This is a genomic window from Proteiniphilum sp. UBA5463, assembly GCF_002427225.1.
In the GTDB taxonomy this organism is placed as follows: Bacteria; Bacteroidota; Bacteroidia; order Bacteroidales; family Dysgonomonadaceae; genus Proteiniphilum; species Proteiniphilum propionicum.
Genome location: NZ_DIQL01000056.1, coordinates 162,223 through 175,223, shown reverse-complemented (window position 1 = coordinate 175,223; position 13,001 = coordinate 162,223). Strand labels below are relative to the sequence as shown.

11 protein-coding genes and 1 other RNA gene are annotated in these 13,001 nt (G+C 40.0%); 7 read left to right on the top strand and 5 right to left on the bottom strand.

Going from position 1 to position 13,001, the window contains the following annotated elements; genetic code table 11:
- The first annotated feature begins 28 nt into the window (after positions 1-28).
- On the top strand, positions 29-445 hold the full coding sequence (locus tag B3B27_RS10390; RefSeq protein WP_238866785.1) for a hypothetical protein: 417 nt from the start codon (positions 29-31) through the stop codon (positions 443-445).
- Positions 446-478: 33 nt separating this feature from the next.
- On the top strand, positions 479-940 hold the full coding sequence (locus tag B3B27_RS10385; protein ID WP_238866786.1) for a hypothetical protein: 462 nt from the start codon (positions 479-481) through the stop codon (positions 938-940).
- Between the two features lie 255 nt (positions 941-1,195).
- Here B3B27_RS10385 and ssrA read toward each other — a convergent pair.
- Positions 1,196-1,597: a transfer-messenger RNA gene (gene ssrA, locus B3B27_RS10380) on the bottom strand.
- 256 nt (positions 1,598-1,853) lie between these two features.
- Between ssrA and B3B27_RS10375 the strand changes: the two genes are divergently transcribed.
- Complete coding sequence (locus B3B27_RS10375) at positions 1,854-2,579, top strand: glycosyltransferase family 2 protein (RefSeq protein WP_286847385.1); 726 nt, start codon at positions 1,854-1,856, stop codon at positions 2,577-2,579.
- 191 nt (positions 2,580-2,770) lie between these two features.
- Here the strand turns inward: B3B27_RS10375 and B3B27_RS10370 are convergent, their stop codons facing one another.
- The 3 genes from B3B27_RS10370 to B3B27_RS10360 are packed head-to-tail and all read right to left on the bottom strand — an operon-like array spanning position 2,771 to position 5,531.
- A complete protein-coding gene (locus B3B27_RS10370; RefSeq protein ID WP_238866788.1) occupies positions 2,771-3,892 on the bottom strand; it encodes a glycosyltransferase family 4 protein in 1,122 nt (373 codons plus the stop codon).
- A complete protein-coding gene (locus B3B27_RS10365) occupies positions 3,889-4,902 on the bottom strand; it encodes a glycosyltransferase family 9 protein (protein ID WP_238866789.1) in 1,014 nt (337 codons plus the stop codon). Before B3B27_RS10365 ends, B3B27_RS10370 begins: the two co-directional genes overlap by 4 nt.
- 5 nt (positions 4,903-4,907) lie before the next feature.
- The gene (locus B3B27_RS10360) at positions 4,908-5,531 is read right to left on the bottom strand and encodes a DUF4254 domain-containing protein (protein ID WP_238866790.1); all 624 of its coding nucleotides are present in this window, start codon (positions 5,529-5,531) and stop codon (positions 4,908-4,910) included.
- Positions 5,532-5,879: 348 nt separating this feature from the next.
- Here B3B27_RS10360 and B3B27_RS10355 point away from each other — a divergent pair, with 348 nt between their 5' ends.
- The 4 genes from B3B27_RS10355 (at position 5,880) to B3B27_RS10340 (ending at position 11,144) form a co-directional block, all read left to right on the top strand.
- Complete coding sequence (locus B3B27_RS10355; RefSeq protein WP_238866791.1) at positions 5,880-6,665, top strand: sulfide/dihydroorotate dehydrogenase-like FAD/NAD-binding protein; 786 nt, start codon at positions 5,880-5,882, stop codon at positions 6,663-6,665.
- A 53-nt stretch (positions 6,666-6,718) separates the two neighbouring features.
- Complete coding sequence (gltA, locus tag B3B27_RS10350; protein WP_238866793.1) at positions 6,719-8,188, top strand: NADPH-dependent glutamate synthase; 1,470 nt, start codon at positions 6,719-6,721, stop codon at positions 8,186-8,188.
- A complete protein-coding gene (gene pdxB, locus B3B27_RS10345; RefSeq protein WP_238866796.1) occupies positions 8,185-9,303 on the top strand; it encodes a 4-phosphoerythronate dehydrogenase PdxB in 1,119 nt (372 codons plus the stop codon). The genes gltA and pdxB overlap by 4 nt, the downstream gene beginning before the upstream one ends.
- 140 nt (positions 9,304-9,443) lie before the next feature.
- On the top strand, positions 9,444-11,144 hold the full coding sequence (locus tag B3B27_RS10340; RefSeq protein WP_238866798.1) for a tetratricopeptide repeat protein: 1,701 nt from the start codon (positions 9,444-9,446) through the stop codon (positions 11,142-11,144).
- A 113-nt stretch (positions 11,145-11,257) separates the two neighbouring features.
- Here B3B27_RS10340 and B3B27_RS10335 read toward each other — a convergent pair whose 3' ends face one another.
- Positions 11,258-12,406: an Sb-PDE family phosphodiesterase gene (locus tag B3B27_RS10335; RefSeq protein WP_238866800.1), complete on the bottom strand. Its 1,149-nt coding sequence runs from the start codon at positions 12,404-12,406 to the stop codon at positions 11,258-11,260.
- Between the last annotated feature and the right edge of the window lie 595 nt (positions 12,407-13,001).

Here is a 13,001-nt window from a genome sequence, read left to right as displayed (position 1 = left end):
TTATCAGTACAGCGAAAAAATAAAAGGTATGGAAACCAAATTTAACAAATTAAAAGAAATAGATAAAACTAAAACTCCTTTTAAAGTACCCGAAAATTATTTCGCACAATTTAATGAAGAAATAATAAATCGCCTGCCGGAGAGGGAGATTATAAAACCACAGGTTATTACCATGTGGGATAGGGTAAAACCCTGGGTTTATATGGCTGCCATGTTCGTGGGTATGTATGTTGTCATAAATTTTTTGATTAAAGAAAAAAATAAGAGTAGCAATATTGCAGACTATCAGAATGTTCCGGAACAAACACTCACCGGATCGCCTCAAGTTGATAATTATTGGTCAACTGTTCAGATAACCGAAGAGGAATTCTATCAGTATCTGGAAGAACAAATGATAAATGACGGCTACTTCGATTACATGTACAAACAATATTATTTAAACTAATAATTATCATACATCTTTTAAAGGATTTTTGTTATGAGAAAAAGTATTGTATTGCTTTTTTCGGTGCTGATGCTTCCGGTATTCTCCTTTACAATATCTGCCCAGAACAGAAAAATGAACATGGCTGATTACGAAAAGAGAAAAATGGAATATATAAAGAAGGAAGCCGGACTAACTCAGGAAGAGGCAAATAAATATTTCCCTCTGAACAATGAGTTGACACAAAAGAAGTTCGATCTGCATAAGCGCCACAGAGATAAAATTGATCGTATTAAGGATAACAACAACATCTCAGAGGAAGAATACAGAAAGATGCTGGATGACGATGTGGATGTAAAGCTCAGAGAAGCAGCACTTGACAAAGAGTATTCTGCAAAATTCGAAAAGGTGCTTTCTCCCGAGAAGCTATATAGAGCTCAGCAAGCCGAGAGAAGCTTTATCCAGAAAGAGGTAACTAACTTCAGAAGCGGACAGGGAAGCCGGGGAAATAAATAGATGAAGATGAATTAATAAGAGAGCTTCACGACACCAAATCATGAAATTGGATAGGAGAAAAACAAAACAGGTTTTCCTCCCATTTTATTTTACAGTATCTCAAACCACCGGTATCAACCAGTTCTTTGTATCGAGCTGTTCTACGAATACCATTTCCTGCAACCGTTAAAAAATAATTGTCTATAAATGTCTGACAGACAATTCATAGACAATCAAACTACTCCAGCACGTTGATTATGTGCGACTTACCAAACCATGTGGAGTTGGAGGGATTCGAACCCTCGTCCAAACGAGGAAGCAATCTGCTTTCTACATGCTTATCTTCATTTTATTTGTCAGGAAAGAGCGCGACTGAAGCCATCATACTCAATCCTTATCTTCTAATTTTTCGGAAAGGAGCCGAAGCCTCTCCAATCCTATCTCCGATTTGCCTGCACCACCTGATCGGAACGCTTCGAAGCCACAGCTTCCGGGTGATGTCTTGTTCCGCCACCTTGTGGCAGAATTAAGCGATTAACCTACTGTACTTCGGTTACGCAGCAAGAGCGTAATTATTATTGCCAGTTAATTGTTTGACGTTTGAGATTAAAGTGCAAACCGACAACGCACTGCATGCTTACAAACCTCTTCTACCCGCTGTCAAAACCGGTCAACCCCATTAAATATTATAACACATAAATACCAGTAGCTTAATAACAGTTCACTTGCTGTTTTGCAACTATGGTTTTATGTTGATCTTTGAAACCCGGCCAGTAACTGAGACACAAAATTAATCAAATAGTTTAATTCCTGCAACAGATTTATTCCGTAGAAATATTTTTCAGTTAAATACATTTCCATTAAAAAGATTTGTTATACTTTTACCGGCAGAATAATTTATAAGATTAATTAAAAGATTTTTTAGGATTCAAAAATGCTTATATCCGTTGTTACTGTTTGCTTTAATGCTCAGAAGGTGATAGAAAAAACCATTCAGAGCGTGATAGATCAAAATTTTTCAGATAAAGAGTACATTGTAATAGATGGATCATCTTCCGATAGTACATTAGAAATTATAGAGAAATATCGTGATTCAATAGATATTCTTGTTTCTGAGAAAGACGATGGCATTTATCATGCTATGAACAAAGCTGTAAATAAAGCATCGGGAGAGTGGGTCATTTTTATGAATGCAGGAGATATTTTCGCTAATGCCAATGTCCTTGAATATGTAAGCGGTTTCCTAAAAATGCCTGCAGATGTTTTTTATGGTAATATTTTGACGGAAAGAGACGGCTCTCATATTTTAAAAGAGGCACCCTCCGAAATCAAAAACATTCACCGGATGCCGTTTTGCCATCAGGCTGTTTTTACCCGTACTTCACAACTTAAAAAATATCCGTTTGATGAAAAGTACCGACTGTCGTCTGACTTTAAATTCTATAAAAAATTGATTTTGGACAAAGTTATCTTCAAAAAGATTGATATCCCCATTGTTGTTTACGATAAATCGGGACTATCGCACACTCAACGTGTAAATGGATTATCAGAGAATATAGCTATAGTGATGGAACTAGACGATTTTAAAACCAAATTAAAATTGCTTCCACGACTTTTTTTCGTAAAATACTGGAATCAGCTAAGAATAAAAAAACATTAGCCCCCCTTCATGTTTGCTTGCAATAAATGAGTAAATAGCCATATTAGCATAAAACAAGCTTGTTTGTTATAGGCAATAGCAAAACGAGCTGAACAAAGTTAAAAAAATAACTTCACTAATAGGTTCAGATGCAACTGTAATACATTAGAAAGTTTAATAAAATAGAGATCAGCTAACTTGAAATAGTTTTGTTAATGTTTAAGTAAATCATAGACCTCCATTAAAGATGATGCAATTCTATCATCCCTGAATTTTTCAGCATGTTCTTTTCCTTTTGCAATCATCCGGTTACGAACGATATTGTCCGTAAGGACACGCTCAATTGCTTCTCCCAGTTCATCGGCATCCAAAGGATCCACGTAGATGGCTGCGTCTCCGCCGGTCTCCTCAAAACAACTTCCACGCGAGGTGATAACCGCGGTTCCAGTCGCTAAAGCCTCCAATACCGGAATACCAAATCCCTCAAAAAGAGAAGGGTAAATAAAAGCTGCGGAAGCACTATATATTGCAGGTAAGTCAGCTGTATCAACATTATGACGGAATATTACCTGTTGTTCCATTTTATAATCACTGATTATTTTCTTTAGTTCATCCATATAGTTGCTAGGTTTTCCCACAATCAGAAGTGGTATTTCCAGCGACTTGCGATGGAGTGCTTCAATAATGAGCCTCGCATTTTTACGTTTTTCTATAGCTCCCACATACAACAAAAAAGTGTTTGTCAACCGATAAGCTTTACGAACTGCCTGTTTCTTGTCATTATCAACTGAATTCCAAAAGATTGAGTTACAACCTTGATAAACTACAGATATTTTCTTTTCATCTGCTCCAAAAAAATCAATAGCGTCACGCTTGCTTTGCTCACTAATGGCAATAATCCTGTCAGCATTACGACAAGAGTATTTATTTTTTTGTTCAAATATTTTCCGATAGTAGTAAGGATAAAGCTCAGGATATCGAATAAAAATGGCATCATGGAAAGTAACAACCGATCTTGCACCGGTACGTTTAATACCTATAGGCAGCTCTTGGCTCAGGCCGTGAAAAATATCAATTTTATATTTTTTTATGTCACTGCAAATTTCCATACTGCGCCAAAAAGAGGGAATTGTTTTCCCTATAAGAGATTCAGGCCGCAATTCTCTGACATTTTTCAGCATAGAAACCGCAAATTTATGACTCTCTTTCGGATTAAAGAGCAAATATTCATTTTTCGGAAAATTTTCCGTCAGCAGCCTCAGGGTATCGCGACTGTAATTACCAAGACCGCGTGTGTTGTGGAAGAATCGCTTAGCATCAAACCCTATTCTCATATTATTCTCATAATTTTAGAATATATCAAGTTGGAGCTTATACTTTTAAGACATGCCAAATCTCCCCTGGCACATGTTTTGTTCCCATAAACCGAACAAGGACGGCACTCCAGATCTATCTGCACGGCATTTCCAGGAGATTGCTTAAATCCGTAAAAGCCAAAACAAGGGTGAGTTGCCCCCCAGACTGAAATCACCGGGATGCGCACGAGTGATGCCAGATGCATGTTTGCCGAATCCATGGAAATTAATACGTTTAGCCTCGACATCAGATATAGCTCCTGTTCGAGTGTCAGAATTTCTGTAACTGAAATTGTGTTGTACTTCTCATGCCATCCCGATAGCAACTCCATTTCCTGCTCATTTCCGAACAGGTAAATGTTAATATTATCCAGTGCTGACAGTCTGCTAATAAGCTGCTCCATCTGATCAAGTGGATACATTTTTGTGTTGTGTTTCGCAAAAGGGGCAATGCCTATATTTTTTAAAGCAGTATTAAAGGGAAAAGAATCCGGTAAAGAGACTTGACTTGGCCTGTGGCTGAAAAAAGACTCAAATTGCATCTCTGCAGGATATCCCAACTTAGAAAAGACATCATGATATCTCTCTGTAGTATGTTTCAGAGGATGAATCGGGCTCTTGCGTGAGAGAATAGCTTTTTTTTCGCCTCTTCCCTTATCTATATGTTTCACTTTTATATTTCTGAGAATAAAGATTACACGCAACAATTTGCTTCGTATCACATCGTGCACATCTGCTACCTTGTCAATATTTAATTTCACGAGATCCTTGGCGAGCCTGAAAATTCCAAAAACCCCTTTGTAGTCATTTAAATCAATTCCTATTGGCTCCAAATTACTTAATAATCCTTTGAAAAGGGGTTCGAAGCGCTTATTTGTAAGCACAAAAAAGTGATCACCCGGATAACTTCGTGCTACCGAATATGCTTCGGGAACAAGCATTGTTACATCTCCGAAGGCCGAAAAACGGATAATCAAAATATTTGCCATAAACTTTAAAGCTTTTTGACATTTTTAGCATATAGTACAGGATTAAGCGAAGGATCATTGTACATTTTCATCTGCCTGTAAACCTTCATATATTTTTTTCCTTGTTTAATCTCATCAAGAAGGTTATCGATTGCTGAAGAGAGATCAACCCGTTGTTCCAACAATACATCAAGTTTGCCGCGACAACTGTCCAGGTGATCAGGATCAGTATCGATACGAAGAGTCTGTTCGCGCATATGGTAAATCTTCACCGCCAGAATAGATAGGCGGTCTATTGCCCAAGCAGGACTCTCAGTGTTTATTGAAGCATTAGGCAACGTTTTTACGCCGTTGTATAAATGATAAAAATATGTATCAATCTTCTCAACTAAATCTGTTCGCTCCTGATTAGAACGATCAATCCATCTCTTTATCTCCAACGCCTTAACCGGGTCTATCTCCGGATCCCTAATTATATCCTCAAGATGCCATTGAACTACATCAATCCAATTCTTTTCATATAGATAATTATCTATTGTTTCAGGTTGAAATGGATTGTTCATAACTGAAGTTACATCATTTTTAATATGATAATCCTCAGTGGCTCGATCAAAAATAAGATTAGCGTTGTTGCAAAAATTTCTCTTCATTGTCTTTAAATTTAGTATTCGCAAAGATAACTACCCTTTTTATAAAAAATATCTTTTTTGCAATTTCATACGATTATTTAATTTCCTTTATGCTGTTTGAAATATGTGGTGTCGATTCGAGAGAATTCTTAACAGGTATTACAACATGTAATGGAATTAGTTTCAAATTCTAATAATTAATTACATTCAGAATCACAATAAGGTGACTTTTTCCACTGACAAAGTTATACAATATTTTTATCTTATGAAGCAGGGAGGATGTTTTAACTGTTTAATAATTACTTTAGATGATAAAAAAGTAGTATTTTTGCAAATGATTGTACACTTTATAAGGATTCCTCATAAATAATGAATAAAATTGTAGCAAAAGATAACCTCTCCGACAGAGTAGTTCGATTTGAGGTTGAGGCTCCGCTGATTGCGAAAAGCCGTAAACCAGGCCACTTTGTAATTGTACGTGTAGGTAAAAAAGGGGAACGCGTTCCTTATACCATTGCCTCGGCCGACCCTAAAAAAGGCACTATTACTCTTGTAGTACAAAGAGTAGGCAAATCGTCCGAAAAGCTTTGTCTACTAGAGTCAGGTGATTACATCACCGACATGGTGGGACCGTTAGGGAAAGCTACTCACATCGAGAACTTCGGCACGGTAGTCTGTGCTGGTGGAGGTGTTGGAGTAGCTCCAATGCTTCCCATAATTGAAGCTATGAAAAAAGCAGGGAACAGAGTCGTTTCCGTACTGGGAGCCCGTACCAGGGAGTTGATTATCCTTGAAGAACAGGTTCATGAGCATTCCGATGAAGTGGTAATTATGACCGACGATGGTTCTTATGGGGAGAAGGGACTGATTACCGCCGGAGTGGAGAAAGTAATAAAACGAGAGAAGGTGGACCTGTGCGTAACCATCGGTCCCGCCATCATGATGAAGTTTGTGTCGGAACTGACAAAAAAATACAATATACCCACCGTGGCATCACTCAACACAATTATGGTGGATGGCACCGGAATGTGCGGTGCATGCCGTGTAACTGTTGGTGGGCATACAAAATTTGTTTGTGTCGATGGTCCCGAGTTCGATGCACATCAGGTAGACTTCGACGAGATGCTTATGAGATTAAGAGCCTACGACAAATAACTCAAACACTTGCATCTGTCTTTTTGAATCTTGAAAAGTGAGCAATAAAAAATATGAATGACTATTTAAAAAATGAGCGGTCGCAAGAGTGGCGTGAGACTTTGCGTAAGTCTATGAAGAACAAAGGCCGTACTGACATTCCTCGTGTGAAGATGCCTGAAGTGGATCCGGTGTTACGCAGTCGCACCTACGATGAGGTAAACTTGGGACTGACCAAAGTGATGGCTGTTAACGAAGCTCATCGTTGTCTTGATTGTATTGATCCCACCTGTATAACCGGATGTCCCGTTGAGATAAATATTCCCAAATTCATTAAAAATATTGAGCGTGGTGAATTTCTGGAAGCGGCCAAAGTGCTAAAGGAGACCAGTGCGCTTCCAGCAGTTTGCGGACGTGTATGCCCTCAGGAACGGCAGTGCGAAAGCAGATGTTTCTACAATCTGAAGCTGAAAAAAGAGCCGGTAGCCATTGGTCATCTTGAGAGGTTTGCAGCCGACTACGAACGTATTAGCGGAAATATATCGATACCGGAAACAGCTCCAGCCAACGGTATAAGAATAGCGGTCGTGGGCTCCGGCCCTGCCGGGCTGGCTTTTGCCGGTGATATGGTTAAACTGGGGTACGACGTTACTGTCTTTGAGGCGCTCCATGAGCTGGGAGGCGTTCTGCGCTACGGAATCCCCGAATTCCGACTGCCAAACAATATTGTGGACATTGAGATTGACGGGCTTAAAAAGATGGGAGTAAAGTTTGAGACAAACTGTATAGTTGGCAAAACTATCTCTCAGAAAGATCTCAAGCAGGAAGGGTTTAAAGGCATTTTCGTGGGAAGTGGTGCCGGATTGCCCAACTTTATGAATATTCCCGGTGAGAACCTTATTGGTGTAATGTCGTGTAACGAATACTTAACCCGGGTGAATCTCATGCAGGCAGCAGACCCCGATAGCGACACACCTGTCTATCACGGAAAGAAGGTAGCCGTTATAGGCGGCGGCAATACCGCTATGGACGCCGTACGCACTGCACGGCGCCTGGGTGCCGAGAGAGCAATGATTATCTACCGCCGTTCTGAAGAGGAGATGCCGGCAAGGGTGGAAGAGATAAAACACGCAAAAGAAGAAGGCGTAGAGTTCTATACATTGCACAATCCTCTTCGCTACGAAGGTGATGAACGCGGGCGTGTTCAGCGCATGCTGCTGCAACGGATGAAGCTGGGCGAACCCGATCAGTCGGGCCGTCGCCGCCCCATATCAATTGAAGGTGATACTGTATGGCAAGAGGTTGACGAGGTAATTGTGAGCGTGGGTGTTTCTCCAAATCCGCTTATTCCACAGTACTTCTCGGGTATAGAGATTACTTCCCGGGGTACCATAATAGTAAACGAAACAACCTTGCAGACTGCCGATGAGATGATCTTTGCAGGCGGTGATATAGTCCGCGGCGGAGCCACAGTTATTCTTGCAATGGGCGATGGCAGAAAGGCAGCCACCGGAATGGATAAATATTTAAAAAGCCAGTTATGAAAATAATGGCTGATGCACATATCCCTTTTCTAAAGGAAGTTGCCGAACAGTTCGGCGAGGTGGAATACCTGCCTGGAAATCAATTCACCCGGGAGGCCATCAAAGACAAAGACGCACTTATTGTAAGAACTGTAACTCATTTCGGAGAAAAGATACTTTCAGGCACTAACGTAAAACTTATCTGTTCTGCTACCATCGGCTTCGATCATATCGATACAGTATGGTGCGATACACACGGAATTGCGTGGCGAACAGCTCCCGGCTGCAATGCCAATTCAGTAGAACAATATTTAACAGCATCACTTCTGTATCTGGCCGGCAAGTATCAATTCGAACTTAAAGAAAAAACCATCGGCATTGTGGGTGTTGGAAATGTAGGGAGCAAAATAGAGTCAGCCTGCCGGAAACTAGGTATGAATGTATTGCTGAACGATCCTCCAAGGGAAGAGCGTGAAGGCAGAGGCCTTTTTGTGGATATCGCAACTATCAGACAGGAGTCTGATATAATCACCTTTCATACCCCTTTGACCAAATCAGGCAAATATAAAACTTTTCATCTTGCTGATGAGCGCTTCTTTGAAACGGTAGCCAAAAAGCCATTTATAATAAACGCTGCACGTGGAGGTGTCACAGACAACATCGCGTTGAAAAAAGCTCTTTCTCAAGGAAATATTTCAGGTGTAGTAATCGATTGCTGGGAAAATGAGCCCGATATTAATAAAGATCTCCTGCAGATGGCAGATATTGCCACGCCCCATATCGCAGGCTACAGCGCCGACGGCAAGTGGACAGCAACAAGGATGAGCCTTGAAAATCTGAACAGCTTCTTCAATCTTGGAATAGAGCCTGACTATCAGAAGATTCCCTATCCTGCTAAACCAGTTATCAACCTGCAAGGAATTGCACCCGAAAATCAACTAGCACACGCTGTATGGCACACATACAACCCTATGAACGAAACAGCAGCATTAAAAACCGAACCCGGGAAATTCTACCACTTCAGATCGAGCTACCCTTTACGAAGAGAGTACAATGCTTATAATTTTGTGAACGCAGCACCTACTGTGTCTGAAATATTGTTGAAAATGGGTTTTAAACATACAAATATGCCGTAATAGAAGATCAAAATCAATCCAATAATCAAAAGGTAACTAACAAAAAATAGATATACTTATTTTTTTTATTAACAAATAAAAAGTAAATTCGCTATTGAAATAAAAAAGGAAGGAAGCTTAATTTATTAAATACTTACATCATGCAAAAAAAATCTAGTTATTTGTCGCTTCTGCTTCTGCTTTCAGTGGCACTTTTTGCCATATCCTGCAGCAGCAAGCTCAAGCCACTCTCGCAAAACAATTTTAATGTTACCCCCTCTCCTCTCGAGACAGTGGGAAATCAGATTCCGGTAACCATCAACGGGACATTCCCTGAAAAATGGTTTAACAAGAATGCAACAGTAACCATTACTCCTGTTCTTAAGTACGGAAATGGTGAGATAACCGGTACACCATACAGTTATCAAGGAGAAAACATTTCAGGCAACAGGGTAACAATCCCTCAAAACCAGGGTGGTAACTTCACCATGAACAGTACATTTTCCTACATTCCCGAGATGCAGTCATCGGAACTATTTCTCCGCTTTGACGGAAGAATTAAAAACAAACCAGCTAAATTGCCCGATCTGAAAATAGCTGATGGCGTTATTGCTACATCTGCCCTGGCTGATGTCAAGACAACCACTCCTTCTGTAGCTCCCGACGGGTTCCAGCGCATCATTAAGGAAGCTCAGGAAGCCAGTATCATGTTTGTGATTCAACAGGCAAACCTTAGACAGGGCGAACTTAACAAACGCGATATGGCTGATTGGAAACAACGGGTGGAACAGGCTTTCAAAGATCCCAGGCAAAATGTGAATGTAGAAGTTTCGGCCTACGCATCACCTGACGGCGGATTTTCTTTAAACGAAAGACTGGCAGCACAACGTGAAAAAAACACATCGGAGTATCTTGAAAAAGAGTTGAACAAAAGAGATATCGATACTGATGTATATGCACACTATACCGCACAGGACTGGGAAGGATTCCGCAAGTTGGTATCTGCATCGAACCTGCAGGATAAAGAACTTATACTGCGCGTACTGGAGATGTATCCCGATTCTGAAGCACGTGAAAAAGAGATAAAGAACATCTCTTACGTGTTTGAAGAGCTTGCAGAGACTATACTGCCGCAACTGCGTCGTTCGCGCATCATAGCAAATATTGAGATAGTTGGCAAGTCTGATGAAGAGATTATGACAACATGGAAAAACAACCCGAAGGAGTTGTCGGTAGAGGAGTTGCTTTATGGCTCAACATTAACCGCCGATGAAAAAGAAAAAGAGAAGATATATCAATATGTGACAGCCAATTTTTCGAACGATTACAGGGGATGGAACAATATTGGAACAATGTTCTTCAAAAGGGGAGAATATGCAAAGGCAAAACAGTCATTCGACCGTGCAGCTCAGGTAAATCCGTCAGCCCCAGAAGTGAATATGAACAAAGCTCTGCTTGCAATTATGGACAACGACCTATCAACAGCGAACGAATATCTCGGCAGGTCTGCCGGTGCCAGTGGCCTCGATGAAGCAATGGGATTGATAAATTTGTTGCAGGGTAACTACAATCAGGCTGTTGGTGCTTACGGAAACGGCAAGTCCAACAATGCAGGCCTGGCACAGCTATTGGTCAGGGACTACAATAAGGCAAAACAGACATTGGAATCTGTTGAAAACCCGGATGCAACTACCGCCTATCTGCTTGCTATCATCGCATCAAGAACGAACAACTTCAATGAAGTTATCTCTAATCTCCGGACTGCAATCGGTCGCGACAGAACAATAGCTTCACAGGCACTTAAAGATCTGGAATTTGCGAAATATCGCACCAACCAGGAATTTATGTCGGTTGTCGGTTAAGACAAATTCATCAATAATTACAAAAAAGTGGGCTGGTTCAGCCCACTTTTTTTATCTCAAAAACCTGTAATCGTTTATTCAGAAATGATCATAACCGCCAATACCAATAAAACCTATTCCAGCGAAAAAGTCACGTTCAGATGTTTATCGCTTCTAACATAAGTTGAAGTAACATCATATGAGAGCGATTGCTGTCCTTCTGCAGCAGAGATAAGCTGCGTTGAACGGGGGTAAAGAGTAATACTCCGGGTGCCATTGCCCAATGTTAATTTAAGTTCGAAATAAAGATCGCTGTTATTTTTTAATTCGTAGAATATCGTTTTTTCACCATTTTTATTTTCCTGAATATAGTGCCCCGGCATTAGCTTAACACAGGCATTGAACAGACTTCTCACATTCTCCTCTTTTCCTGCCAGTATTTTGCTTGCCCAGGCAACGGTACGGCCTGAATTCAACGCTTCACGAATAGACTCGGGCGTTCTCTCTTTTGCCATCACCAATGTCATAGTTCTGTGCACATAATCTTTGCTTTTATCATAATCATGCCCTATCAGGTTGTGTGCATCAGTACTGCCCATCACTGTCAATCCTTTATCAACGCACCAATCGAGTGCTTTCATATGTAACCCAAAACCGTTGATAACCTCAATTCCGTGCAATGCCCCACTTTTATAGAGATCTTCGATTAACGGGAGCCATTCATATGATCCTTCTATGCCTGGCTGCCAACCGGGATGGTTCCAGAAGATAAAAGCATCCTGCTCTGCCGCTTTCATCACAGCAGCCTTGTTATGCTCATTGCTTCTATCCTCTATAAAGGGTGATGAATCCTTAACATAAATTGCATTAAAGTGGCCCGGAGGAGTATTACGGGTTATTTCCGATCCATTTACCAAGATGATGTTATTTTTCGGGGCAACATCTTTAAGAAGCTCATACCCACGGTTGTGATCAGTTCTCACATCTGCTTTATGTGGCTGATACTCTATATGATCTGTCAGGGCAAATGCATCCAGACCCTCTTCCCATGCCTCCTGGTTACGGATAGTGGGCCACACCTGTCCGTCGGAAAAAACCGAGTGCATATGGAAATCACATTTAAGTACTTCATACCCATTCACTTCGGGTATGATAATATTTTCACGATACACAGGCCGCCTATTTTCATCGAGGTACATCATTCCCTCAACAGTGCCTCGTTGTCCGAATATCAGCATAGACAACAGCAAAAATCCAATCAGTAAAATGTTTCTTTGTGTCATTATAAAAAATTGTTGGTTTTTATCTATAAGTCAGCACCGAAAACCTTGAACATAAACATAATACATTATATATCAATATTTATTTTAAACCAAATGCAATAAAAAAGACTTTCTGGCGGGGATTCATATTTAAAAACAGTTAGTAATTATCCTTATAATCAGTTGGTATTTCTCTGTAAAACAAGTTTGAATAAACATCTAGTATTTTTCCGTAAAAAAGTTGATTATTCTATACTTTGCCAAATTAGTTTATTATTTTATCTCTGCCAAATTAGTCAGGTACAAAAATCATCTGCAACCATATTATTCTTAACCTTCCTTAGAATTCATAAAGTTGTTACACTGTTTTATACGGAACATTTTAATTATAAACATTTAATTTAAAGTTGTGCCTCTGTCATCTGAAAATGCTTCGTTAAAACTTCATTTATAATACTGACAGTCAATAAGTTATACCGCACCCTCAAAAGGTGTCGTACTCTATTGATATTCAGTGAATTATAAGGACCATTTTAAAAGTATTACCGAAGTATTGATATGACAAAAGGTTCATAAAAAATAAAAAGCTCACAAAATGGGACAAACAGATAAAAAA